General features: G+C 67.2%; 25 protein-coding genes. 20 read left to right on the forward strand and 5 right to left on the reverse strand.

Translation table 11 applies throughout. The features are described 5' to 3' along the window. The 3 genes from ON22_RS27955 to ON22_RS27965 all read right to left on the reverse strand — a co-directional run. Positions 1-278, reverse strand: a 278-nt coding sequence (locus ON22_RS27955; protein WP_157170448.1) for a DUF1707 SHOCT-like domain-containing protein, incomplete at its 3' end; no start/stop codon positions are given. A 175-nt stretch (positions 279-453) separates the two neighbouring features. After that, the gene (locus ON22_RS27960; protein ID WP_033242710.1) at positions 454-987 is read right to left on the reverse strand and encodes a hypothetical protein; all 534 of its coding nucleotides are present in this window, start codon (positions 985-987) and stop codon (positions 454-456) included. Between the two features lie 247 nt (positions 988-1,234). Continuing rightward, positions 1,235-1,894, reverse strand: coding sequence for a TetR/AcrR family transcriptional regulator (locus ON22_RS27965; protein WP_033242709.1), 660 nt, complete (start codon positions 1,892-1,894; stop codon positions 1,235-1,237). Positions 1,895-2,089: 195 nt separating this feature from the next. Here ON22_RS27965 and ON22_RS27970 point away from each other — a divergent pair, with 195 nt between their 5' ends. The 13 genes from ON22_RS27970 (at position 2,090) to ON22_RS28030 (ending at position 16,227) form a co-directional block, all read left to right on the forward strand. Further along, positions 2,090-3,055: a TauD/TfdA dioxygenase family protein gene (locus ON22_RS27970; RefSeq protein WP_033243025.1), complete on the forward strand. Its 966-nt coding sequence runs from the start codon at positions 2,090-2,092 to the stop codon at positions 3,053-3,055. A 69-nt stretch (positions 3,056-3,124) separates the two neighbouring features. Beyond that, on the forward strand, positions 3,125-4,690 hold the full coding sequence (locus ON22_RS27975) for an ABC transporter substrate-binding protein (protein ID WP_033242708.1): 1,566 nt from the start codon (positions 3,125-3,127) through the stop codon (positions 4,688-4,690). Positions 4,691-4,695: 5 nt separating this feature from the next. After that, entirely contained in the window at positions 4,696-5,655 is a 960-nt protein-coding gene (locus tag ON22_RS27980; RefSeq protein WP_033242707.1) for an ABC transporter permease, read from the forward strand. Next, on the forward strand, positions 5,652-6,518 hold the full coding sequence (locus ON22_RS27985; protein WP_033242706.1) for an ABC transporter permease: 867 nt from the start codon (positions 5,652-5,654) through the stop codon (positions 6,516-6,518). The genes ON22_RS27980 and ON22_RS27985 overlap by 4 nt, the downstream gene beginning before the upstream one ends. 24 nt (positions 6,519-6,542) lie before the next feature. Further along, on the forward strand, positions 6,543-8,198 hold the full coding sequence (locus tag ON22_RS27990) for a dipeptide ABC transporter ATP-binding protein (RefSeq protein WP_033242705.1): 1,656 nt from the start codon (positions 6,543-6,545) through the stop codon (positions 8,196-8,198). A gap of 206 nt (positions 8,199-8,404) precedes the next feature. After that, on the forward strand, positions 8,405-9,088 hold the full coding sequence (locus ON22_RS37660) for a TetR/AcrR family transcriptional regulator (protein WP_051158183.1): 684 nt from the start codon (positions 8,405-8,407) through the stop codon (positions 9,086-9,088). 117 nt (positions 9,089-9,205) lie between these two features. Further along, complete coding sequence (locus tag ON22_RS28000) at positions 9,206-10,408, forward strand: ABC transporter substrate-binding protein (protein ID WP_033242704.1); 1,203 nt, start codon at positions 9,206-9,208, stop codon at positions 10,406-10,408. Then, a complete protein-coding gene (locus ON22_RS28005) occupies positions 10,405-11,280 on the forward strand; it encodes a branched-chain amino acid ABC transporter permease (protein ID WP_033243023.1) in 876 nt (291 codons plus the stop codon). Before ON22_RS28000 ends, ON22_RS28005 begins: the two co-directional genes overlap by 4 nt. Continuing rightward, complete coding sequence (locus ON22_RS28010; protein ID WP_033242703.1) at positions 11,280-12,296, forward strand: branched-chain amino acid ABC transporter permease; 1,017 nt, start codon at positions 11,280-11,282, stop codon at positions 12,294-12,296. Before ON22_RS28005 ends, ON22_RS28010 begins: the two co-directional genes overlap by 1 nt. A gap of 5 nt (positions 12,297-12,301) precedes the next feature. Then, the gene (locus ON22_RS28015) at positions 12,302-13,078 is read left to right on the forward strand and encodes an ABC transporter ATP-binding protein (RefSeq protein ID WP_033243022.1); all 777 of its coding nucleotides are present in this window, start codon (positions 12,302-12,304) and stop codon (positions 13,076-13,078) included. Then, positions 13,075-13,776, forward strand: coding sequence for an ABC transporter ATP-binding protein (locus ON22_RS28020; RefSeq protein WP_033242702.1), 702 nt, complete (start codon positions 13,075-13,077; stop codon positions 13,774-13,776). The genes ON22_RS28015 and ON22_RS28020 overlap by 4 nt, the downstream gene beginning before the upstream one ends. After that, entirely contained in the window at positions 13,776-15,404 is a 1,629-nt protein-coding gene (locus ON22_RS28025) for a class I adenylate-forming enzyme family protein (protein WP_033242701.1), read from the forward strand. The genes ON22_RS28020 and ON22_RS28025 overlap by 1 nt, the downstream gene beginning before the upstream one ends. After that, entirely contained in the window at positions 15,376-16,227 is an 852-nt protein-coding gene (locus tag ON22_RS28030) for a mycofactocin-coupled SDR family oxidoreductase (protein ID WP_033242700.1), read from the forward strand. The genes ON22_RS28025 and ON22_RS28030 overlap by 29 nt, the downstream gene beginning before the upstream one ends. A gap of 10 nt (positions 16,228-16,237) precedes the next feature. Here the strand turns inward: ON22_RS28030 and ON22_RS28035 are convergent, their stop codons facing one another. Next, a complete protein-coding gene (locus ON22_RS28035; RefSeq protein ID WP_033242699.1) occupies positions 16,238-17,290 on the reverse strand; it encodes an NAD(P)-dependent alcohol dehydrogenase in 1,053 nt (350 codons plus the stop codon). Positions 17,291-17,381: 91 nt separating this feature from the next. Between ON22_RS28035 and ON22_RS28040 the strand changes: the two genes are divergently transcribed. The 7 genes from ON22_RS28040 (at position 17,382) to ON22_RS28070 (ending at position 24,508) form a co-directional block, all read left to right on the forward strand. Next, on the forward strand, positions 17,382-17,969 hold the full coding sequence (locus ON22_RS28040; protein ID WP_033242698.1) for a TetR/AcrR family transcriptional regulator: 588 nt from the start codon (positions 17,382-17,384) through the stop codon (positions 17,967-17,969). Positions 17,970-18,080: 111 nt separating this feature from the next. After that, on the forward strand, positions 18,081-19,628 hold the full coding sequence (locus ON22_RS28045) for a PucR family transcriptional regulator (protein WP_033242697.1): 1,548 nt from the start codon (positions 18,081-18,083) through the stop codon (positions 19,626-19,628). A gap of 322 nt (positions 19,629-19,950) precedes the next feature. Then, positions 19,951-20,430 carry a GreA/GreB family elongation factor gene (locus ON22_RS28050; protein WP_033242696.1) on the forward strand — a complete coding sequence of 160 codons (480 nt, stop codon included), beginning with the start codon at positions 19,951-19,953 and terminating at the stop codon, positions 20,428-20,430. Then, positions 20,427-20,942, forward strand: coding sequence for a hypothetical protein (locus ON22_RS28055; RefSeq protein ID WP_033242695.1), 516 nt, complete (start codon positions 20,427-20,429; stop codon positions 20,940-20,942). The genes ON22_RS28050 and ON22_RS28055 overlap by 4 nt, the downstream gene beginning before the upstream one ends. Positions 20,943-21,121: 179 nt before the next feature. Then, positions 21,122-21,679 carry an excalibur calcium-binding domain-containing protein gene (locus ON22_RS36050; RefSeq protein ID WP_063832514.1) on the forward strand — a complete coding sequence of 186 codons (558 nt, stop codon included), beginning with the start codon at positions 21,122-21,124 and terminating at the stop codon, positions 21,677-21,679. Between the two features lie 102 nt (positions 21,680-21,781). Continuing rightward, complete coding sequence (locus ON22_RS28065) at positions 21,782-23,128, forward strand: VWA domain-containing protein (protein WP_063820676.1); 1,347 nt, start codon at positions 21,782-21,784, stop codon at positions 23,126-23,128. A 159-nt stretch (positions 23,129-23,287) separates the two neighbouring features. Further along, the gene (locus ON22_RS28070; RefSeq protein WP_051158185.1) at positions 23,288-24,508 is read left to right on the forward strand and encodes a cytochrome P450; all 1,221 of its coding nucleotides are present in this window, start codon (positions 23,288-23,290) and stop codon (positions 24,506-24,508) included. Between the two features lie 70 nt (positions 24,509-24,578). Here ON22_RS28070 and ON22_RS28075 read toward each other — a convergent pair whose 3' ends face one another. After that, a complete protein-coding gene (locus tag ON22_RS28075) occupies positions 24,579-25,751 on the reverse strand; it encodes an epoxide hydrolase family protein (RefSeq protein WP_033242694.1) in 1,173 nt (390 codons plus the stop codon). Positions 25,752-25,852: the final 101 nt, after the last annotated feature.

The raw sequence follows: 25,852 nt of genomic DNA on the forward strand, positions 1-25,852 counted from the left end.
TCCGCGGGACCCGCCGGCACCGCAGGTACCGCCTCCGGCCCGGCGGCAACCACCCGCACCCGCCCATCCACGTTCTCCAGCGGCACGCCACCCGGCAGCCCGCGAAACAACTCGCCGGCAGCCCCCAAGGTGCGAGCCACCGCGATCTCACCGGACCGGTCGTAGAACTCCTGTGTGCTCAGCCGCCCGGCCGCATAGTGCTCGGCCAGCACGTTGAGCGCATGTAGCCGATCGGCATCGCCGAGCCTGAGATCATCGGACGGGACTTCGCCGGTCATAACGATTCTCCGAACCTCGGGGACGCACAGGTATGCCATCCAGTCTATGCGCGGCAGATTCTCCGCATCACCGGCAATACACGCCGCCGAGCAGACCCCAGGTGTACGACATCGACCTGACAGCAACACTGGAGGGCACGGCCGCAACACACTGCGAACGACACTTTTCGCGTGATCATTCCTCGTTGCGAAGCGCGAGTTCCCGCTGGGTGAAGCGAACGCGGGCAACCGACGGCGGAACGCTCGACGAGGACTCTTCGATCCGGCCCGAATCCCCGATCAGGAAAACTGCGCGCCCCACCGGGACATCCAGGAAGGACAGCGGATCGGACTCGTCGGTCTCCACCGGCGCATAGACAGACCACCCGACGGAGAACCGGTCCGCCATAAGTCCTTCCGTCGGATACTCCAGCTCCCGTGCTCTGATCCACAGCACGACCCGGGCAATCGCCTCCGGCGCTGCCATCTGCCCCGGGGGCGCAGTACGGCGGGGCTGCTGCTCGGCTTCCAGCTGCGCTGCCAGAGCTGCTCGCTCGGCCTGGTGCCGCGCGAGCAATTCGGCACTGAAGTCCGCCCAGGCCGCATCCTCCGCGTCCGACATGGGCAGCTCGTCACCCTCGACGCCCGGATGAATATCCAGGAATCGCTGGTAGAGCTTCCCCATCTCCCAGCTGTGCCGCCGATTGAGTTCGATCCGTCGCGGGTGCATCTGCTCACCGATCCTCGACAGCCCGGGCACCGGCGAATATACCTTGCAAACAGCGCTACGAGCAGCGGCGCCGGCCCGGTCAGACCGCTCGGTACACGGAGCAGATACGGCTGACCGGCGATCTCTCGCGGGTCACCGAGGTGGGGCTCGTCGAGCAACATTTACCGGGGTTCGCGAGCCCCTGGCGACGTTTCCCAAGGTCGGCCGCCCGATATATCCGGGGCGGTGAGTGCCCGGACGACATGCGCTATGTCCGGATACCGTCCCGGATCAATCGCGTCTCCTCGGACGCCGGTGCGTGCAGTAAACCGTCCCATGCATCGATGAGGGACGACAGCTCGGCGCGGTCCGGTGCGGTACCGGAACGGTTGTAGCGGGCCAGGGTGTGCAGCACGCTCTCGTACACCATGCCGATCCGCTGCCGGCGCAGCTCTTCCGGCATATCGTCCAGCGCAGCGTGCAGGGCGCGGTTCACCCCGAACCCACTCGCGGTCATCTCCGGATCGACGGAACCGAAGGTGCGCGCCAGGATTTCGGTTTCCATCAGCCGGTCGAGCAGGCCGACGTAGTTGTTGCCGGCGCGCAGTGTATTCGCCAGCGGCTGCACCATGATCCACAAGGCCACGCGGGTGGTCGGTGCGCGGTCGTCCGCCCACGAACTCGCCACCAGCGCTTCCCGGTCGGCACTGATCGAGGGCAGCCGGTGCGCGAATATCGCGCGCAGCAGGTTCTCCTTGGAACCGAAGTAGTACCCGATCACCGATGCGTTGTGCTGCCCGGCGGCGTTGCGGATATCGGCCAGGGTGACACCGTCGTACCCTCGGCGCGCGAACAGGCGCTCGGCTGTTTCTACCAGGAGTACCCGGGTTTCTTCACCGGCACCGTAGCGGCCGCGTCTGGCGGTCATGGGCGTTCACCCTACCGCCCCGGCAACAGCTTCCGGCTGCCCATCAGGACCGCTGCGCGGGTTCACGCAAGCAAAGAATCATCGGGATCGCATTCATTCTCAAATTAATGCACCCCAATTACTTTGACGTTCGGCCCGCTTTCCGGCCCGACCCGATCCGGGGCCGACCCACTGTTCGACCGTCAGGAGACCACCGTGACCACCACCGAGAGTCGTCCCGTCACCGCAGCCGAAATCTACGCGGCCGGCGGTATCACCGTCACCAAGCTGGGCGAGAATATCGGCGCGCTGATCGAGGGCGTCCACATCTCCGGCGATATCAGCGGCGAGACCGCGTTCGCCATCCGCTACGCCCTCGCCACCAACAAGGTGGTGGTTTTCCGCGGCCAGCACCATGTCGACGACGAGACCCAATACCGGTTCGCCTCGACATTGGGCTCGCCCACCACCACCCATCCGACCCTCACCTCCGAGGACAACCGGACGCTGGTGATCGAGGGCGCCGCGAACAGCTGGCATACCGATGTCACCTTCATCGACCGTATCCCGAAGGCCTCCATCCTGCGCGCCGTGGATATCCCGCCCTACGGCGGCGCCACCACCTGGGCCTCCACCACCGCTGCCTACAACCAGCTGCCCGAACCGCTGAAAGCACTGGTCGAGAAGTTGTGGGCGGTGCACAGCAACGAATACGACTACGCCGGTGTGCACGCCGACGCCAAGGCCCGGGGTATCACCGCGGCGAACCATATGCAGAATTTCACCCGCATCGTGTTCGAAACCGAACATCCGGTAGTGCGGATTCATCCCGAAACCGGTGAGAAGTCGCTGCTGCTGGGACATTTCGTCAAGAACTTTGTCGGCCTGAAAACCTCGGAGTCGGCGGCGCTGTTCCAGCTGCTGCAGGACCGCATCGTCCGTTTGGAGAACACCTTGCGCTGGGCCTGGACTCCGGGCGATCTGGTGATCTGGGACAACCGCGCCACCCAGCACTACGGCATCGCCGATTACGGCGACCACAAGCGCAGCGTGCACCGGGTGACACTGGCCGGCGATATCCCGGTCTCGGTGGACAACGAGCCCAGCCGTATCCGCACCGGCGACGCCTCGCATTTCTCGATCGTCGACCCCGTGGATCGTTTCCCCGGATTCGACGCCTGACCCCTCCGCCCGATCGGACCGGTTCCGCACCACGCGGGGCCGGTCCGCCCGGCCTCGAAAGGACTTCCCGTGCTCAGCCGTACCGCGCCCGCACGCACCCTTCCGGTCCTCGCCCTGTGCCTGACTGTGCTCCTCGCCGTAGCCGGGTGCCGGTCCGCGGTGGACCAGGCGGGCTCCGGCGCAGACGCGGAAGTCACCGAGGGCGGAGTGTTGCGGATCGGCGATGCCGGCGATCTCACCCCGGCCTCCCTGTATGCGGGTGCGCCGGCGCAGACGATGATCACCGGTCTGGTCTACGACACCCTGATCACCTATCCCCCGGACAGTCTGGATCCGCAACCGGCACTGGCCGAATCCTGGCAGATCGCACCGGACGGCCGCACCGTCGATATCGAGTTGCGTGACGATGTGACCTTCCACGACGGCCGGCCTCTCACCTCCGTGGACGTGCAGTTCAGCCTCACCACCTACGCCGACCCCACCCGCGCCGGCCAGCTCGCCCGCACCGCCGCTCTGATCACCGGATACGACACCACCGATCCGCATGCGATAACGCTCGAACTCGCCCAGCCCGCCGGGAACATCCTCGATCTCCTGGAGATCGTCCCGATCATCGACCGCCACACCCTCGCGGATTTCGACACCGGCCGCGGCTACAACGGCACCGGCGCCTTCCGGTTCACCGGCTGGAAACCGGGTGCGTCGATGGATTTCGCGGCCAACGACCACTATTGGGGCGGCGCACCGCATCTCGACGGGGTCGAGTACGTGATCGTACCCGATCCACAGACCCGTATCTCGCAGCTACGCACCGGTCAGCTCGACCTACTGCTCTCGGTCGCTCCGCGGGACGCGGACGCGCTGGCCGCCCGATCCGCGCTCCGGGTCGTGACGCAGACGGGAGTCGCGCACAACTGGTATCTCGGCGCGAATGTGCGGGCACCGGGGTTGCACGATATCCGGTTGCGCCGGGCGATCGCCTACGCAGTCGACCCCGATCGTCTTCTCGCCGATGTCTATCAGGGCCATGGAACGGTCGCCGATCTGCCGTGGCCCGAATACTCTCCCGCCTACGACGCAAGCCGCAACTCCACCTACGGGCACGATGTGGAGCGGGCCAGAGCGCTGGTCGCCGAAGTCGGCGATATTCCGGTGATCCCGATCGGTTACACCACGGGGTCACTCGATTCCGAAGCCGTCGCCCAGATCATCCAGGCCGACCTGGCGGCGGCAGGTATCGAGTCCACGCTCCAGCCGATGGACTACCCGACCACCCTGGAAAATCTCATCGGCGGCACCTTCGGTGGTCTGTGGATCACGGCCCACACCTACACGCAGTACACGCCGGTGACACTGCCGACCGGCGCCTTCCCGTTCAACGCGCACAAGAACACCTCCAACTTCACCGATCCGGATTATCTCCGCGCGGTCGAAACTGCTTGGCGCACTGTAGATCCGAACAGCCGCGAAGCGAGGGACGCGTACCGGGCACTCAATACCGAACTGCTCGACAACGTCTTCGTGATCGAACTGTTCAACAAGGAGAACGAACTCGCCATGTCGCCCGCTCTCCACGGGGTGACCTGGTCGAAGCGGTCCGAGCTCGACCTGAGCGACGCCTACCTGGGGAGCTGACCACGTTGCTGAATTACAGTCTGCGGCGGATTCCGTCCGCCCTGCTCGTCCTGGCCGCCGGGTCGGTGGTGATCTTCACGCTGCTGCGGCTGGTTCCGGGCGATCCCGCACTCATCCTGGCCGGCCCGGATTCCTCACCGGAAGCGCTGGCGGCGTTACGGGAGGAGCTGGGGCTCACCGGTTCCCAGTTCGGTCAGTACTTCGCCTGGATCGGCGATATCGCCACCCTCGACTTCGGGCGCTCACTGATCCTGGGCGGCGATATCGCCACCCTGCTCCTCGATGCGCTGGGCAATACGCTGATCCTCGCGGTGACTGCACTGCTGCTGGCGGTCGTGATCGCCGTCACCGCCGCCACCGGCGCGGTGATCGCCCGCCGGAAATGGCTCGACAGTGTGGTGACCGCGTTCGGCACCGTCGCGGTGGCCGTCCCGAATTTCGTCACGGGCACGATCCTGGTGGTGCTGTTCGGTGTGGTCTGGATGGTGCTGCCCGCGGGCGGTATCCCGCGGCACGGCTTCCTCGACGATCCGGCGATCTCCGCGCAGTATCTGATCCTGCCCGCGATCTGCCTGGCGCTGCCGATCGCGGCAGCCCTGACCCGCTTCCTCACCGAATCGCTGCGCAGCCAGCTCGCCGAACCGTATGTCACCACCGCCCGCGCACTCGGTATTCCGCGCTCTCGCATCGTGCTCACGCAGGTTCTGCCGAATGCGTTACCGGCCACCGTCACGGTGCTCGGTATCCAGATCGGGCATCTGCTCGGCGGCGCCGTTCTCGTGGAGGCGATCTTCGCCTGGCCGGGGCTCGGTCATCTGATCGAACGCGCGATATCGAGCCGGGACTACCCGGTGGTGCAGGTGATGCTGCTGTTCTCCGTGGTTCTGTTCGTCGTCGTGCAGTTGATCACCGATCTGGTGAACGCCGCACTCGATCCGCGCATCCGGCTGGGAGCCACGGCATGACTCTGCACATCGAGCCCACACCGGTGGACGACGCCGGTGGGAGCGACCGCGACAGCCGCTGGGGTGCGCTACGCACAGGCCGCGGTCTGACCGGGCTGATCCTGGTGGCGGTGGTGGCGGCCGCCGGACTGCTCGCCCCCTGGCTCGCACCGCACGCACCGGATCAGCAGTTCGCCGGTGCCACCCTGGCCGGCCCGAGCGGTACGCATCCCTTCGGCACCGACTCGGTCGGCCGCGATATCCTCTCCCGCACCCTGTACGGCATCCGGATCGATCTGCTCGTGATCTTCCTGGCGGTGCCGATCGGCGCGGCGCTCGGCGCACTGCTCGGGCTCGCCGCTTCCCTGTCCGGCCGCATCGATACCGCGATCCAGCGGTCGTTCGACCTGATCCTCGCCTTCCCCACGATCATCCTGGCCATCGCGCTGACCATGATCGCCGGCCCGGGTGTGGGGGCCATCGGCATCGTGATCGTGCTCGCCGAGATCCCGGTATTCGGCCGCCTCACCCGCACCTCGGTGCTCACCGTGCGGCAATTGCCCTATGTCGAAGCGGCCCGGGCCCTGGGCGCCGGCGAGGGCTGGATCCTGCGGCGGCATGTGCTGCCCAACTGTCTGGAGCCGCTGACCGTCCAGCTCGCCCTGGCCATGTCGGTCGCCGTGTTCATCGAAGGCGCCATGAGTTTCCTCGGGCTCGGTGTCACCCCGCCGACGCCCTCCCTCGGCACCCTCATCAAAGAGGGAGCCCAGAGCGCCTACCATTCCCCGTTCTTCGTGGTCGGCCCGCTCGCCGTCGTGGTCGTGCTGGTGCTCGGCCTGCTGCTGATCTCCCAAGCACTCGCCGCCCGGTCCCGGCGGCAGTGACCCACCGGCTCGAAGGAGCTTCCCGTGCCCACTCCCGTCCCGGCGTCCACCGACCTACTGACCGTCCGCGCACTGCGTCTCGCCTTCGAGCACGACGATCCCGTGGTCGACGGAATCTCCTTCACCGTCGACCACAGTGAGATCGTGGCCCTGGTGGGCGAATCCGGTTCCGGTAAATCCCTGACCGCCCGCGCGATCCTGGGGCTGCTCCCCGACGGTGCCGCCGCCACCGGCACGATCAGCCTCGACGGCACCGGCATCCTCGGCGCCACCGATACCGAGCTGAACCGGTTACGCGGTACCAAGGTCGCGCTGATCTTCCAGGATCCGCAGAACGCCCTGAATCCGGTACGTCGCGTGGGATGGCAGCTGCGCGAGGCGATCCGCGCCCATCGCCGCATATCGGCTGCCGACGCAGATCGGCTCGCCGTGGAACTGCTCGACCGGGTCGAGATCCCCGATCCGGCCCGGCGCGTGCGGTATTACCCGCACCAGTTGTCCGGTGGGCAGAAGCAGCGGGTCGCGATCGCGCTGGCCCTGGCAGGCGAGCCGGATCTCTTGGTCGCCGACGAGCCGACCACGGCGCTCGATGTGACGGTGCAGGCCGAGATCCTGGCCCTGCTCGACCGGATCCGTCACCGCACCGGGATGGGTGTCCTGCTGATTACGCACAATATGGGTGTCGTGGCCCAGTACGCCGACCGTGTCCTGGTGATGCAGGCGGGCCGGATCGTCGAAACCGGCGATACGCATGCCCTGTTCGGCACCCCCACCCATCCGTATACCCGCGCACTGCTGGGTGCGGTCCCCCGGCTGCCCGAACACCCCGGCACGACGGCGCCCGGCCCCGAACCCACCACGCCCGCGGTTCTCGAGTTCGACGCTGCCACCGTCACCTACCCGGCCCGCCACGGGCAACCCGCCTTCCGTGCCGTCGACTCGGTGGGCCTCACCGTCCACCCCGGCGAAGTACTCGGCCTGGTAGGCGAATCCGGTTCCGGGAAAACCACACTCGGCCGGATCGCGACCGGCCTGGAGCCGGTCACCGGCGGCCGGGTACTCGTCGACGGCCACGATCTGGCCGCCCTGACACCGCGCCGGCTGCGTGAACTACGCCGCGATATCGCGGTGGTGCCACAGGATCCCGCCACCTCTCTCGACCCCCGGCTCACGATCGCCGCCAGTATTCGCGAACCCCTCGATGTACACAAGGCCGGCACCCCGGGCGAACGCCGGCAGCGAGTCCTCGATCTCCTCGACGCCGTACGCCTGCCCGCCGCCTTCGCCGGCCGATTCCCGCACCAGCTCTCCGGCGGGCAACGCCAGCGTGTCGCCTTGGCCCGCGCCCTCGCTCTACGCCCGCGCCTGCTCATCGCCGACGAACCCACCAGTGCCCTCGACGTCTCCGTCCAGGCCGAAGTCCTGTCCCTGTTCACCGAAATCCAGCGCGACCTGGGCTTCGCCTGCCTGTTCATCAGCCATGACCTGGCCGTGGTGCATCAGGTCGCCGACCGGGTAGCGGTGCTGCGCTCCGGATCCGTATTGGAAGTGGGCCCGGTCGATACCGTTTTCACCAACCCCCGCCGATCCCACACCCGCGCCCTGGTCGCCGCCGTCCCCGCGCCCGACCCGGCCTGCCGGCCCGGCCCGGCGCCGCGGCAGCCCGCCGTCGCAGTGTGATCGCCACGACCGGAAACATCGGACCCACTGCCGGGTAGGCGGTAGGCCGTGCGCTGCTGGTGAACCATGTGCCGATGGTCTCGATCCGGCCCCTACCTTCCGGATGTCATGCGTCGGCGCCCCACCGGCGACCGTAGCGACCACACTGTCCCACTCCGGGGCACGGCCGCTCGACAGTAGCGGCCACGGGCAGGAAGGATGAGCGGGTGGTCAGCCGCCGAGATCAGATCAAACGTGTTGCCGCCGGGCTGTTCGTCGAGAACGGGGTGGCGGGCACGAGCGTCCGGGATATCGCGGAGGGGGTCGGCATGCTGTCCGGCAGCCTCTACCACCATTTCCCGTCGAAGGATGCGATCGCGTTCGCGATACTCGACGATTTCCTGACCGATCTGAACTCCCGTTACCGCTCCGTACTGCCCCATGTGAGCGGGATGCGCGAGGAACTGCGCGCGCTGGTCTATTCGTCGATCGAGATCGCCGAGATGCATCCGTATGCCACCGAGATCTATCAGAACGAGATGTCGTACCACGGGCCGGGCGCGCCGGATGCGATCGCGGATGCGGTGCGGACGGCGCATAGGTTCTGGATCGATGCCGCCACTCGGGCGAGCGCGGACGGGGAACTACGCGCCGGGCTCGACCCGGTCGATTTCGCGCGGATGCTGCGGGAAGGGGTGTGGTGGTCGATCCGGTATCACCGCGAACACCTGTCGGAACGGCGCGACGAGGTGACCGACACCGTGGTGGCGGCTTTCGTCGACGGTGGCGCTGCCCCGGTGACCGTTGCGAGCAGCAGTCCGGACAGCGCCGACCGGCCGATCATCGACCGGCTCGACCGTATCGAGCGCCGGCTCGAGGAACTGACGAAACGGCTGGTCGACGAACCGTAGACACGGTTCGCACCGGTCGAGATCACGGCAACTTGTTGACAGAAGCAGTGGCACAGGCCACACTCTCAAGCGATTGCTTGGTTCATACCAAGCGCGTGCTTGATTGGTGGTGGTCTCATGAGACGTACCCGGGTACTCGCCTGGGTGCTGGCCGCGGCATTGTTGCCGGCGGGATGTGCCCAGGTCCGCGAACCGGTGGACGATTACATCGTTATCGGGATGGACGAGGATTCGACCGGGCCGGGAGCGTCGTATTCGACGATCGCCGGCGATACCGTCCGCGCCGCGGTGAACCGGCTCAACGCCGACGGCGGGATCGGCGGTAAAGAGGTCCGGCTCGTGGTGGAGAACGACGAGAGCAGTCCGACGAATACGCCCTCGATCATCCGCAAACTGGTCGACCAGGGCGCCTCCGCGATCGTCCTCGCCACCGGTAGCGGTTCGGCGTTGCAGGCCAAGCAGATATCGCAGTCCACCGAAGTCGTCACCATCGCACCCACCGCGCTGACCGATGCGGTCGCCGGGCCGCCCGGGAACGAATACGCGTATATGGTGCCCAATCCGCTGGCCCAGTACGCCGATGTCTACTGCGGCGCCTTCGCGGCACAGGGTAAGAAGCGGCTCGGGGTGCTGGCCGATTCCAGTCCGGCGATCGCGGGCATCCTCGATACGCTCTACCCGAAATTGCGGGAGTGCATCGATATCGTCGGCACCGCGAAAGCCGCCGTCGATGCCGCCGACCTCACCGCCGGGGTGAGCCGGCTACTCGACAGCGACCCCGATGTGGTGCTCGTCGCAAGCGTCGGCGGTAACTTCGAACTTCTCGCGCAGAATACGGTGCACCGACTGGCGCCCGGGTTGCAGCGCTTCTCGCTGGCGTCGATCGGAAACCAGCCCGAATCGTGGAAACTCGCGGCGCCGGGTTCGCTCGACGGCCTCGTGTACATGGGCAGCCTGAGCGACAGCAATCCGCGCACCGCGGAACTGCAGGACTGGCTGCGGACCGTCAAGGGACCGGACTACTCGCTGACCGCCTACGACGCACAGGCCTACGACTCGGTGATGTTGCTGGCGCGGGCGATCGAACTCGCCGGAACCCATACCGATCGGCATCGGCTCAACGAGGCGATGCAGCAGGTCCGCGACGTTCCGGCGAGTTTCGGGCAGGCCCCGCTGACCCTGTCGTTCGCGCCGGACGACCATATCGCCCCCGATTCGGCCTGCGGTCTGGTGCTCGTCGAATTCGGCCGCGATAACGTACCCACCGGCCCCTGGCCGGAGTACCAGCCCGAATGCACGCCGAAGGGGGCCGGTCGATGACTGATCCGCAGTTGTGGCTGGCCGCCATCGAAATCGGCTGTTTCTTCGCGCTCGTCGCCTTGTCGATCTATCTGGTCGTGGTGGGTGCCTCGTTCTTCAATTTCGCCGCGGGCCCGTATGCGATGGCCGCCGCGCTGCTCGCCGGTTATGCCGCTGCACAGTGGGGTGTGCCGATCCTGCTCGGCGCGATCCTGGGTATCGCCGTGGCAGTGGGGATCTCACTGGTCACCGAGATCGTGGTGGTCCGGCCGGTGCAGCGCCGCTCCGGTGGCGCCGAACTGCCCGCCCTGGTCGCCGTCACCGCGACACTGTTCGCGATTCAGCAGCTGGCGGGCACGGTGTTCGGCCGGACCCCGGTATCGGTGCCGAATCTGCTCGGACTGCCCGACTTCCGCATCGGGACGGTGGGCGTGCAGGGTACGACGGCGACCATCATCCTGGTCACCGCGGTCGCGCTGGCGGCCACCGTACTCTGGCTTCGTTCCACCGCCACGGGTCAGCTGTTGCGCGCCGTCGGTGACAACCACGATGCGGCACGGATGATCGGCGTCGACGTGAACCGGGTGCGGTTATGGGCCTTCGGCCTGTCCGGCGCCATCGCCGGAATCGCAGGGATCGTCTTCGCCGCCAAATCCGGCGCCCAGTTCACCAGCGGATTGTCCTGGACGCTCACCGGCTTCCTCGCACTGGTCGTCGGCGGCACCGGAAAACCGTGGGCGCCCCTGATCGGCGGGCTCGCGCTCGGCTGGGTGCAGGTGTTCGGCAGTTTCTATTTCGGCGCGACCGGTAGTTCGATCGCCATCTTCCTCGTCGCTCTCGTGTTCTTCGCGTTCCGGCCCGAAGGCCTGTTCCAACGAAAGGTGCGGGTGTGATGGCTGTTCTCACGACCACCGAAACCGCTACCCCGGCCACCAGAACCGGGACGACCGCCGCGCGGACCGTGCTCGGCGAGCTGGGTATCTGCCTGGCCGTTCTCGCCGCGGTACTGCTCTGGATGGGCCCCAGCCTGTACCGGCAGGACCTGGTGTTTCTGGCCGCCACCTACGCGCTGGTGGCGCTCGGTATGTACCTGCCGTTCGTGCTGGCCGGTTCGCTGTCCATGGCCTACAGCGCCTATGCGGCCATCGGCGCCTACGCCGTTGCGTATCTGTCGGTGAAACAAGGACTTTCACCGTGGTGGGGCTGGCTCGCCGGTATGGTGATCGCCGCCGCGGTCGCCCTCGTCCTCGCCGTGGCGACCAGAAAACTCTCCGGGTTCTACCTCGCCGCCGTCACCCTGCTGTTCGCCATCGCCTTCGAACATTGGCTCGGCGATGCCACCTCGATCACCGGCGGATCGTCCGGGATCGCGAACATCCCGGTGCCGTCGCTGTTCGGCTGGGAACCACCGCGTTACGCCCAGGTGGTGGCCGCGATCCTCTTCGTCTGCGCGGTCGCGGTGCTGATCGACCGGTTGCGCCGGTCGGCGTGGGGGTTGTCGCTGTCCGCGGCGCGGGAGAACGCGCCCGCGGTGCAGTCCGCCGGGATCTCCCCGACCCATCTGACCGTGGTGGCGCTCGCCGTCGGCGCGGCGATCGCGTCCACCGGCGGTGCGCTGTTCACCGTCTCGGTGCAGGCGGTGACACCGGAGACCTTCGGCCTGGACCTGGTATTCCTCGCGATCTTCATGCCGATCATCGGCGGCCGCGGATCGGCGTGGGGCGCTCCCCTCGGGGCGCTGATCGTCGTGGGAGTCACGCTGAACATGCCCGGCTACCAGGGCTCGGGTGAGCTGCTGCTGGCCGTGGTCGTCCTGGTGATCCTCCTGCTCGCCCCCGGCGGTTTGATCGGCTGGGCACACCGGCTGCGGCAACGGCTCATACCGTCCCGGACCCTGGACAGGAGGTGACGACCATGGCATCCACAGCTCTGCTGTCCGTGACCGGGTTGACCAAACGCTACGGCGGCGTCACCGCGGTCGACGAGGTGAGTTTCGATCTGCCCGCGGGCCGCGTGCTCGGCCTCGTCGGGCCGAACGGGGCAGGAAAAACCACCTTGGTCGACTGCATCGTGGGCACTCAGACCCCCGACGCGGGCACCGTGCACGTCGACGGCCGCGCCCTGCCCGACGGTCCCGCGGTGCGGGCCCGGGCCGGGCTGGCCCGTACCTTCCAGCATCCGCAGCTGGCGCTGGAACTGACCCCGGTCGAGAACATCGTGCCCGGCATCGTCGGCCGGTCGATCGGCTCCTACGGTGCCTCGCTGCGGGCGCTGCTCCGTGGACTCGCGGGCACGCCCAGGACGGTGCTCGACAAGGCGGCGGCGGTGGCCGCGGAATATGGGGTCACCACCGACCGTGTGCCCACCGGCAGTCTCGGCCTAGGGTCTCAGCGGCTGGTCGAAATCGCCCGCGCGATGGCCGCCGAACCGCGAGTGCTGCTGTTGGACGAACCCTTCGCCGGCTCCGATACGGAGGGGATCGCGGCGATCTCCCGTGCCGTGCACCAGGTCCGCGAGGCAGGACATTCGGTGGTTCTGGTCGACCACAACGTCGATCTGATTGCCGAACTGGCCGATTCGGTGGTGCTGCTGGCCGACGGCGCGGTCGCGTTCACCGGCAGCCCGCAGGACTGTATGCGCAGCGCGGAAATGCAATCCGTGTACTTCGGCACCACCGAGGAGACCCGATGATCAGCGCCCACGGACTCACCGTCCGCTACGGAAAAGCCGTCGCGGTCCGCGATGCGGCGTTCGAGGCCCGCTCCGGGGAGGTCACCGCGGTGGTGGGGCCGAACGGGGCCGGTAAGTCGAGCCTGCTGTCGGCAGTGTTCGGCAGTACCCCCGCCACCGGGACCGTCACGGTCGACGAGCACGATCTCGGTGGTGCCACTGCCCAGAAAAGGTTGCGCACCGGAGTCGCCTTCGTCCCGCAGGGCCGGCAACTTTTCCCGCGCCTGACCGTGCGGGAAAACCTGGAGATCGGGGCCCGGTTACTGGGAGCCCGTAACGATGTCCTCGAATCGGCCTTCGACCGCTTCCCCATTCTGCGGACCCGTGCGAAACAATTCGCCGGTGTGCTGTCCGGCGGGGAACAACAGATGCTGCTGCTGGCCCGGGCACTGCTGGTGCAGCCGCGGGCGCTGCTGCTCGACGAGATGACCACCGGGCTCTCCCCGAAGCTCGCCGGTGAACTGCTCGACCATGTTCGCGCACTGGCGGATTCGGGTATCACGGTGCTCGTGGCCGAACCGGCGCTGTACCGGGTGGCCCGTATCGTCGACCGCGGGTACGTCATGGTCCGGGGCTCACTCTCCGAGCCGATGGACACCGCCGACGCACTCGATACCGCCTACCGGGCATCCATGGGGATGCTCGAGGAAGCTCTGTGATGGAACACGTTCCCCTAGCCGAAATCACCCCCGAGTTCACCGCGGACCCCGAGGCCTGCACCGGATATTCCGTCAGCGACCTCGTCCGCACGTGGGCCACCACCCGCGCGGACGAACCCGCTTATATCAGCCCGGACGGCACCACCACCTGGGTCGAATACGATCGCCTCGCCGACCGCGTCTGCGCCGCGCTGCGCGCCCTCGGCGATATTCCGGCGGTCACCGTGTACCTGCCCGATACCGTGGAGTTCCATGCCGCGCTCGTCGGCGCCTACCGGGCCGGGGTCCTCGCCGTCGCTGTCGGGGCACGTTCGGGGCCGGCCGAACTGGCTCATCTGATGTCGGCGTCGGGTTCCACCGTTCTGGTGACCGCGGTCGAGAACCGCGGTGTGCCGGTTGCGGAACTGATGCAGGAGTTGCGGCTGCGCAACACGACACCGGCGCATACGGTGCTGGTCGAGGGAGCGCAGGTCAGCTTGGACGGCGCCGCGGCACCGTGCGACCGGAGCCCGGACGCCCCCGGTTTCTCGGTGGACGATATCTGTCTGCTCAACAGCACCTCCGGCACCACCGGGCGACCGAAATTGGTCATGCAGACCCAGCGCCGGTGGAGCACCTTCGCCGCGATCGCCTGCCGCAATGCCGATATGCGGCCCGAGGAGGTCGTCGCCGCATTCGTTCCCGCGCCGTTCGGTTTCGGGCTGTGGACCTCGCATTTCCTGCCCGCCCTGCTCGGCCGGCCGGCACTGGTGATGAGCAGGTTCGATCCGGTGGTCGCGATCGATCTGATGGCCGAACACCGTGCCACGATCCTCGCCTGTGTGAGCACCCAGTTCCGGATGATGTTGCAGACACCGGACCGGGAACTGTCACGCGCCGACGCGCTGCGTGCCATGTTCACCGGCGGTGAGGCCGTTCCGTACGCCGAGGCCAAACGTTTCGAGGAAGCCACCGGGGCGCTGGTCCTGCAATTCTACGGCTCCAACGAAACCGGGGCGGCCAGTGGCACCACCGTCCACGACGACGAGGAGACCCGGCTCGGCACCGGCGGGCGCCTGATTCCGGAGATGAACGTCCGCATCCTCGACGACGGGACCGGTGCGGGCGGTCCGGGGATCCGGCGCGGACAGCCCGCGGTGCACGGACCCCTCATGTCCCCCGGCTACTGGAACGACGAAGCCGCGAACACAGAACTGTTCACCGACGACGGCTGGATCCGGCTCGGTGACATCGTCGAGGTCGACGAAAACGATCGGCTGCGCGTGGTGGGCCGGCTGGCGGATCTGATCATCCGCGGTGGGAAGAACATCTCCGCCCTCGAAGTGGAGGACTACATCCGCGAACATCCCGCCGTGGAAATGGTCGCGGCGGTGGGTGTCCCCGATCCGCTGTTCGGTGAACGGCTCTGCGCCGCCGTCACTCTGACTCCGGCCGCCGGGCAGTTGACGCTCGCGGAATTGAATTCCTGGTTACGCGAACAAGGGATCACCCGGGAGTACCTGCCGGAACGGTTGCGGGTACTCGAACGGATGCCCCTGGCGCCGGGCGGCAAGATCGCCAAGGCGCAGGTCAAGCAGATCGTCGAGAGGAGTGTGAAGGATGCAGCCGGCCAACACGACCGAGGGTGATCTCGAGGGTCGCACCGCAATCGTCACCGGCGCCGCGCGTGGCCAGGGTCGCGCTGTCGCGCGGGCGCTCGCCCGACGGGGCGCCACTGTCCGGCTCGCAGACCTGTGCTCGCCCAGTGATACCGCCCCGTATCCCCTGGCCACCGCAGACGATCTCGCGGAGACCGCCCGCCTGATCGAGGCAGACGGCGGACACTGCACCACCTCCGCACTCGATGTCCGGGACGCCGCCGCTGTCACCGCCTTCGCCGATTCCGCCGCCGCGCCGTCCGGCCGGATCGATATTCTCGTCACCTGCGCGGGAATCGTCGGCTTCGCACCCGTCACCGAACTCTCCGACGCCATGTGGTCGGATATGCTCGCCACCAACCTGACCGGGACGTTCAATTGTCTCCGCGCGGTCCTGCCCCATATGACCGGCGGCTGGGGCCGGATCGTCGCCATCTCGTCGATGAGCGGGCGGCAGGGCACCCCGAACCTCGCGCACTACTCGGCGTCCAAGTGGGGCGTGATCGGGCTCGTCAAATCCGTCGCGCTCGAATACGCGGAAACAGGGGTGACCGCGAATATCGTCTGCCCCACCAATGTCGATACGCCGATGCTGCACAACCCGGCCCTGTATTCGCTGTTCGCCCCCGATCTGGACAATCCCGCCCGGGAAGAGGTCGAGCCCCGCTACGCGCGGATGAGCCCCATGCGGATCCCGTGGTGTCCCCCGGACGCGATCGCCGATGCGGTCGATCATCTCGTCGGCGAATCCGGTCGTTATACCACCGGATCGGTGCTCGATGTGGGACTCGGCGGGACCGCCCGGATGCCCTGAGCTGCTCCGATCAGATACTCGATCGGTCCAGGTCGGACAGGTCGAGAACGAAACGGTAGCGGACGTCGTTGCGTTCCAGCCGGTCGAGGGCTTCGTTCACCCGGGCCGATGGCAGGACCTCGATATCGGCAGTGATGTCGTGGCGGGCGCAGAAGTCCAGGAGAGCAGTGGTGGCGGGGCGGCCACCACTGCCGGCCGAGCCGAGTTTCTTGCGGCCGATGAGCAGATCGGTGGTCTCGACGGTGACCGTGCCCAGGTATCCGACCTGGCTGAGTGTGCCGTCGAGAGCAACCAGCCGTAGATAGGGACCGAGATCGTGCGGGACGGAAATCGTATCGATGACCAGATCGAAACTGTCTCTGGCTGTGCTCATTTCGGGATCGTCGGTGGAGACCAGGAACTCGTGTGCACCGAGCCGGTGGGCGTCGGCGGCCTTGTCCCGGGATCTGCTGACCACTGCGGTCTCGGCACCCAGCGCGACGGCCAGTTTGACCGCCAGATGGCCCAGGCCGCCCAGTCCGACCACCGCGACCCGGGTGCCCGGCCCGACCCCGAGTGCGCGTAGCGGCTCCCAGACGGTGATTCCGGCACACAGCAAGGGAGCCGCGCCGGCGGGATCGATACCGTCGGGCAGGTGGTAGGCGAATCGGTCGCGGACCAGGTATTCGCGGGAATAGGCCCCCAGGGTGGCCGACCCGTCGCGCCGGTCGGTGCCGCCGTAGGTGAGCGTGGGAAATTCGCGGCAGAAATTCTCCTGACCGGCCCGGCACATGGCGCAGTCACCGCAGGAGTCGACGATATTGCCGACCGCGACCGGATCGCCGATCTCGAAACCGGTGACCGCACTACCGGCTTCTGTTACCACGCCGGTGAATTCGTGTCCCGGCACGAGCATGGGGTCCGACTCGCCGCGATGGCCACGGACGGCGTGGAGGTCGGTGTGGCAGACGCCGCAGTAGTCCACGCGCACCGCAATATCGTCCGGGCGCAGTGTGCGGCGCGGGACGGGCGCCCGCTGTAGCGTCGCGGCGTCCGCTGCGTGCCAGCCGACCGTTGTTCTCATATCCCACTCCTTAAACAGACTGTTCTGTCTATTGAGCGTAGCCGGGAATCGGCGATCGGTAAACAGACTGTTCTGTTGTAAGTTGGGAGTTATGACCGATCGGCCCCTGACCGCCCGCGGCGCCGCCACCCGCGACCGCATTCTCGAGGCGGCGACCCGCGAGTTCGCCACCCACGGAATCGCCGGGGCCCGGATCGAACGGATCGTCGCGGACGCACGTACGAACAAAGCGCAGCTCTACGGCTATTTCGGCAATAAGGACGGCCTGTTCGACGCCATCTTCACCGGATCGCTGGAACGGATCGTGAACGTCGTGCCCATCGACGCGACCGATCTCGCGGACTGGGCGGTGCGGTTGTACGACGAATACCTCCGCCGCCCCGACCTGATCCGGCTCGCCACCTGGGCCCGCCTGGAACGCCGCCCCGCCGGGCACCTGGTCGACGATGCCGACCGGCTCGACGATCACAAACTGCGTGCCATCGCCGACGCGCAGACCGCGGGCCTCGTCTGCCCCGGCGACCCTTTCGACGTGATGGCCCTGGTGATCTCGATGTCCATGGCCTGGTCCCCGGTCAGCAACGTCTACGCCGCCACCGCGGACGAACCGCGGGAGACGCACGACCGGCGTCGCGCACTGCTCCGCGAAACCGTCCGGCGCGCCGTGATGACGACCTGAACCCACCGCCGCAATACCCGTTCGCCCGGTCCGGCTGCGCCCTTGCCGAGAACCGCGCGCGACGAGGGGCGGCGGTTACGGTGACGGAACCGGTGTGGACAGGAGTCGCTCATGGTGCGTTTGGATCATCTCGTCAACGTGCTCGGCGGGTACGGCGTGCGGTTACGCTGCTGCCCGGTATCGCGAGCGACCATGATCCGCAGTGTCTCGATGCACGATGCCACCGGGTCGGACGCGGCGCCCGGCGATATCTTCCTCGCGGTGGGCGCCGGGTCGGTGAGCGAGGCGGTGCTCGGGGCGCGGGCGGCGAAAGCGGTCGCGGTACTGGTGCGCGGCGGCGCCGACGCCGAACGGGAGGCGGCCGCGATCGGGCCCGGCGGTGGGGTCGCCGTGCTGGTGGTGGACCCCGCAGTGTCGTGGAGTCAGCTCGCCGGTGTGGTGTACGGACTGGTGCTCGAAGGACGCGAAACAGCGTCCGGACGCGGGCCGACGGATCTTTTCGCACTGGCGGACAGTCTCGCGGATGCAGTCGACGCGGCGGTGACCATCGAGGACCCACTGTCGCGCGTGATGGCCCACTCCACCCTGCACGGCACCGCCGACCGGGCACTGGCGGAGACCGTGCTGCATCGGCAACAGCCGGTTGCACTGCGCGAACTCTTCGAATCGCGCGGTGTGCCCGCGCATCTGCTGAGATCCGACGAACCGCTGTTCGTCGAACCGGATACCGGGCTCGGACTGGACGGGCGCATGGTGGTCGCGGTACGCGTGGGCCGCGAACTACTGGGCTCGGTGTGGGTGGCCTGCGCGAAACCGTTGCCCCGCGCCCGGCGGGCCGCCCTCGGCGACGGCGCCCGCACGGTGGCCCTGCATCTCCTGCGGTCGCGGGCCAGCGCGGATCTGGAGCGCCAGGTGGAATCGGCACTGGTGATCCGGCTTCTGGAGGGCAGCCCCGACGCGGCGACCGTGACCGGCCGGCTCGGGCTGGCGCCGGCACCGCTGCGGGTGGTCGCGGTGCGCGCTCAGATCGCGACGGAACGGCATGCCGGTCTGCTGCTCGCGTTCGAACAGGCCACCTTCGGTTTCGGCTGGTCCCGTCCAGGACGTAGCACACTGTCGGACAACACCGTCTACACGATCCTGCCCGGCGAACACGTCCGCACCGCCCGCGACTGGGTCGCTGCCCTGCGGGCCGCGCTGCCCGCCCGAGTCACGTTGTCGGCCGGGATCGGCGGGCCGGCCACGGCCACCGACCTGCCCGATTCACGGCAGGAGGCCGACGAATGCCTGGCATTGCACGAACAGGGGTCGACCGATAGCGACTCCCCCGCCTACGACGAATCCTGGGGCGAGATCCTGCTGCAACGGTTGCGCACCGCCGCGCAGACCGGCCGGATACCTGCCCGCGGCCCGGTCGCCGAGCTGCGCCGATACGACAGCGCGCACGCCACCGCCTACGTCGCGACGCTGCGCGCATGGCTCGACGCCCAGGGTGATCTCGCCGAAGCCGCCACCCAGCTCGCCGTCCACCCGAACACCGTCCGCAACAGGCTGCGGAAGATGCGTGAAGTTGCCGTCTTGGATCTGGAGGATGCGCGCACGCGGCTCGCGATGACGATCGACCTCGCCGCGTTCGGCGACGACCGCCCCTCGTTGTAGAAATCGAACAACAGGTGGGACCAAAACTGTGCCGTCCGGACATGCGTCCCAGTGGCCGCCGGGTCATCATGGCTGTAAAGCGCATCGTTCTGGAGGTGAGCATGGCGCGCGTAACGAGTCGGCTCGACCGCGAACGAGCAGCACGGTGCCGGGTGGTGAATCCGGCACCCGGCTGACCCTTCGGCCATTCCCCCAATCCGTGGAGCCGGTGTCCTGAGAACCCGGCTCCACGGAGTTCTGCCGTCGGGGCGGCCCTCTTCTCCCTCCCTCCGCCGCCCCGACGGCCGAACCCACCTTCCCCTGACGACCCTGTAGGACGGATATGACCAGCAGCTCGCCTATCTGGCTGACAACGCACGCCCGCGAACAACTCGAGGCCGAGCTCGCCGAACTGCTCGCCACCGAAAACGCCGGCCACACCGAGGCCGCCGATACCCAAGATCAGTTCGCGGCCCGGCACCAGCGCCAGAACCGCATCGCGCATATCCGGAACCTGCTGAGCAACGCCGTCTTCGGCGAAGACCCACCGGACGACGGAATCGCCGAACCCGGCATGGTGCTCACCATCCGCTACGACGGCACCGACGACACCGAAACCTTCCTGCTCGGCAGCCGCGACGCCGAACACAGCGAGCTCGAGGTCTACTCCCCCGATTCCCCCCTCGGCGCCGCACTCACCGGCGCCCGCCGCGGCGAACAGCGCAGCTACAAGGTGCCCAACGGCACCGAAATCGCGGTCACCTTGCTCGAGGCAGTCCCGTACAGCCACACCGTCACAGCCGCATCCCGCTCCGCCCGATGATCGACCTGACGGCCCCGAGCATGCGCACCCGCACCACCGAAATCACCCTCTTACACATCGACTCCCCAGCGATCGTCCGGGACGACCGGACGATCGCTCTCCCCATCCATTCCTGGCTCTCGGCACAGTTCTGGGATCTGTTCGGCCTGCCCAGCGTCGATTGGGCACTGTCCGCACTGTCCTTCGGCACCGAAACCGCTCCCCGCACCTACGCCGCCCGCTACTACGACTACCCCACCACCTGGACCTCGGAGCCGCTCGCAGTGAATATTCCCGCGACCATCGGCCCCGGGCCCGGGGTACTGGAAGTTTCGGGCCCGATGACCTGGGAACGCCGCCGCCTGGTCGAACGCACCACCCTGGTGATCGCCCTCGCCAAACCCCTGGAACACCGGCTGCACACCGACCTCCCCGAACAGCTGTGGGAGGAAGACCGCTGGCACACCACGGTTCTGGTCCCCGATGTCCGGCCGGGCGCACACTCACCGCTGCGATACAGCGAATCCTGGTAGCGCAGACCCGACCCCGAGACGCGGCGGGTCGGTATCACTCGACTCCGGCCGCAACATCGCACGCTTTACCCCATGCGAAGCGACTCCAAACGTAGTGTGAAACACAATCGTTGCCCCCGCCGATCATTCAAATGATCGGCGGGGGCTTCGCTTTCGCCGCATACGGACAGGAACCAGGCATGGCATACCAGGACCAGCAGGCCGCGAATGTCGAACGCCGAAGACGCACCAACCGCAACACCCTGATCGCTGTCGGCGCGATCGTGGGGGCGATCTGCTTATGCGGCGGATGCGGCGCCGTGTTCGGAGACGACGACGAACCCCCGGCGCCCGCCACCACAACCACGACGACGCCGGTGACGACGACCCCCTCGTCGCCCACTCGTCTGTCGACAACCACCACGCCGGCACCGTCCACCACGCCCACTCCCGCACCGGCGACCAGCAGCACACTGCCACCGGTCCAGGAGCAGGCAACCCAGGCACCCGCAGCCGTCGAACCGTCACCGACGCCCCTGGCCCCACCACCGCCCCCACCCCCGGCTCCGCCGACACCCGAACCCGAGTGGACGCCGGGGCCGACCATCGACGCTCCCGCACCCCCACCCGCGCCAGCCGTGTCCTACAAGAACTGTGCCGCGGTCCGCGCAGCCGGTGCCGCTCCGATCCATGCCGGTCAACCGGGTTATGGACAGCACCTCGACCGTGACGGTGACGGAATCGGCTGCGAGACGTAGCGTTCGCCGACGAGACCGCCCGCACCACATCGATCCAGATCGTGGGCGGTTTCCGACAATGGTTTCTCGGACAACATGTTTTCCGTGCGAAGGGGCGCGACAGTGACAACGCAACTACTCGAGGGGCAAAACGATCCTCTCGACCTGGACGACTTGACGATTTCGCTCGACATCGCGGCAGCAGCGGATCTGGCCGCCTTGCTGGTTACGAACGCCGGGACCGTGCGCTCGGACGCGGATTTCGTGTTCTTCAATGCACCTTCCGGACCCGGGACCCGCCTCCGCCCGGGCCTCGGCGGACAGCCAGGCGTCCTGGAGATCTCACTCTCGGCGATTCCTGCGGATATTGCGCAGGTTCGCGTGGTGGTGGCCCTCGACTCGCCCGACACGGTATTCGGCCGCCTGCCGGCTCCCACGACAACCGTGTCCGATACCGCGGGAAACAGTCTCTACACCTACCGGATGGCGGACCTCGGGGCCGAGACCGTTGTCGTCGCAGTCGAAATCTACCGCCGCTCGGGCTCCTGGAAGATCAGGGCCGTCGGCCGAGGCTACGCTGGCGGTCTCGCGGAACTGGTGACAGCTCACGGCATTACAGTGGCCGACGAACCGTCGGCGTCACCCCCGCCCGACCGCACCGAAAACACACCACCGTCCCATGTCGACGGCGATATTCGCACTGCCCGCGGGGAAGAGAAGCTATCGCTGGAGAAACGCGCGAAACTCGACCTCCGGAAACGCGAGGTGGTCAAGGTACTACTCGAAAAGGGCGTCCGCAGCGTCCGAGCCCGAGTGGTATTGGTCATCGACAAAACTGGCAGTATGCGACGCCTGTACAGCACCGGGACTGTTCAGCGCGTCGTCGAACGTATGATCCCGGTCGCGATACAACTCGACGACGACGGCCGGATCGAGCCGTACCTCTACGCTGCCGATTACGCCAAACTGCCCGATATCACCGTGGACCGAACCGACGAATGGTCTACCGAATACCTGCACCTGCGTGGGCGCCACGGCGGTATCGATTATGCGGAAATCGGCGGGACAAACAACGAACTACCGATAATGCGCGAGATCATCGCCTCCCTCAACCGACACAGCGATCCCACACTGGTGTTGTTCTTCACCGATGGCGGATTCCGCGAACGAGCCAAGATCTCCGCTCTCCTGCGCAAAGCGTCCGAACTTCCGGCGTTCTGGCAATTCATCGGACTGGGTCGCGCCGACTACGGTCTGCTCCAGAACTTGGACACCATGACCGGGCGGCAAGTCGACAACACCGGGTTCTTCTCCGTCGACGATATAGACATACTCACCGATGCCGACCTCTACGACCGGCTGCTCGGCGAGTTTCCCGACTGGCTTCGCGCAGCGCGATCCGCCGGTATTGCACCCCGGCACCCCGCCTCCACCGAGGTCACAACCAGCCTCGGACAGGACAGCTCGTAACCAGCCGGTGAGCCCCATCGGAAGAGGCGCACAGGTGACATCGACGATGCTCTCGCGCAAGATTATTCGAGTGATGCGAATGTAGCGGCGGGCATTCACACCAGCACTGCCGGAACAGTGAACTGCCCGATACCGCGCGCCGACGAAAAGGATCGGGACATGCCGACTGACAGCACCGACGCACGAAAGATCACCCGCGACGGGGGCTCGGGCGGCTGCCCGGTCACCCGGAACGCCGACGGCGTATGGCTCGTACGGGATTACGCCGCCGGCCGCGCTGCACTGCGCAGCTCGGACACGGTCCAGGCCGGACTGGGGGTGGAAACACTCGATAACCTGCCCGCTCGTATTCGTCGTCCGGTGCTGTACCGGGACGGCCCGGAGCATCGGGAACACCGGCGCCAGACCGCACGATTCTTCACGCCCCGCCGCGTCGACGAATCGTATCGAGGCTTCATCGACAGTCTGGCCGACCGGCAGCTGGCCGTCCTTCGCGACAACGGCCGGGCCGATCTCACAGATCTCGGTTTCGGCCTCGCCATCGGCGTGGTGTGCTCGGTTATCGGCCTCACCGAGAGTCGTCCCGGACTGACTCGGCGGTTGGAGAGGTTCTTCCCCGACGAGTTCGGCTCACCGGGATTCACCACCGTCGACGGCCTCTACTGGGTGTGGCGGCAGGCGCGCAACTGGTCGGGCATCTTCTTCAGCGATGTACGCCCGGCGGTGCGCGCCCGCCGCGCCCGGCGCCGGGACGACCTGATCTCGCATCTGCTCGACGAAGGCTGCTCCTCGGTCGAAATCCTCGGCGAATGTATTACTTTCGCTGCCGCCGGAATGGTCACCACCCGGGAGTTCATCACCGTTGCCGCCTGGCACCTGTTCACCGACCAGGCCCTCCAGGACCGCTACCGCGCCGCCGCGGAACCGGAGCGTATCGCCATCCTGCACGAAATTCTCCGGCTCGAACCTGTCGTAGCGCACCTCATGCGCCGCACCACGGCTACCGTCGAGCTCCCCCGCGACGGCGGATCGGTGACGGTCGGTCCCGGGCAGCTCATCGATATCGATATCGCGGCGACCAACACCGACCGGGCCGCGGTCGGCGAGAGCCCACTGGCGGTATGCCCCAGCCGGCCCCGCACCGACGCCACCGCACCGGTACTCGCCTTCGGCGACGGCGCGCACAAATGCCCCGGAGCAACGATCGCGATGGTCGAAACCGATATCTTCCTCGGCAAACTGCTCGCCTTGCCCGGTGTCCGCATGCACACCGCGCCCCGTGTCGGTGCCAACGACGCAATCGGCGGCTACACCCTCCGAAGTATGATCGTCGAGGTCGATGTCCCCACCGGACAACGGGATCGGACGGGCGAGCTCTGAACTCGGGCACCCTGGCCGCGCAGTGTGTCCGGTTCTCGCACTGTTTCCCGCACGCGGCCCCCAGGCGCGTTCATCGTCGGGCGGCCAGCACTCCCGCGAGGCCTTCTTGCAGATCCTCGACGAAATACTCGGGAACCTCCAGCGATGGGAAATGACCCCCGGATTCGGGCGTGCTCCACCGCACGATGTGCCGGTACCGCTGCTCCGCCCAGGGACGTGGGCACTTCTCGACATCGCGGAGGTACATCGTGAGCGCCGACGGCACATCGATCCGGAGTTCGGGGTCGAACGAGTTGTGGCTTTCGTAGTAGAGGCGGGCCGCCGATGCGCCGGTTCGAGTCAGCCAATACAGGGTGACGTTGTCGAGGATGCGGTCTCTGGAAATCGTCTCGAACGGGCTGTCTTCGGTATCGGACCACTCGGCGAACTTGTCGAGGATCCAGGCGAGAAGGCCGACGGGTGAATCGACGAGCGAGTAGCCGATGGTCTGTGGCCGGGTCGCCTGCTGTTTCGCGTAGGCCGCGCGCCGGCCCCAGAAATCGCGGGTTTCCGCGGCCCACTGTCGCTCGACATCGGTCAGCCCCTCCGTGGACAGCCCCGGTGGCGCCTCCGCGAACGTTGTATGGATACCGAGTACCCGGTCCGGAAATCGGCCGGCGAGAACCGAGGTGATATTGCCTCCCCAGTCGCCGCCGTGCGCGAGGAATTCGCGGTACCCGAGCCGTTCCATCAGTTCCACCCAGGCCGCCGCGATCTTCTCGGTTCCCCACCCTGTCGTGACCGGCTTATCGCTGTAGCCGAAGCCCGGTAACGACGGGACCACGACGTGGAACGCCGGAGTGCCCGGGTCTTGCGGATCTGCCAGCTCGTCGACTGTGTCGATGAACCGGACAATGCTGTCGGGCCAGCCGTGTGTCATGAGCAATGGAGTGGCGTCTGCGCGCGCGGACCGGCGGTGCAGGAAGTGGATTCCCAGGCCGTCGATGGTTGTGCGGTACTGGCCGATCCGGTTGAGGTGCTCTTCGAAAGGGCGCCAGTCGTACTCGGTGCGCCAATAGTTCACGACATCGCTGAGGTCGGCGAGTGGAACGCCCTGGTCCCATCGGCGCGGGTCGGGCGCGGCGCGATAGACGGTCTCGGCCTCCGGCAGCCGTGCCGCGGCCAGCCGGGTACGCAGATCGTCGAGGTCGGTGTCGGTTGCGTGTGCTTCGAATGCTTCCACGTCACTGGTCGAACGGGGCATGAGGACCTCCTGGCTGTCACCGAACCGGCCATCACCGCGCGAACCGGCTAAGACGGTTCTAGCATGGCTTCCTATCGACAGGCAACCGGCTAAGGTGGTTC

The organism is Nocardia carnea NBRC 14403, assembly GCF_000308515.1.
Taxonomy (GTDB): domain Bacteria; phylum Actinomycetota; class Actinomycetes; order Mycobacteriales; family Mycobacteriaceae; genus Nocardia; species Nocardia carnea.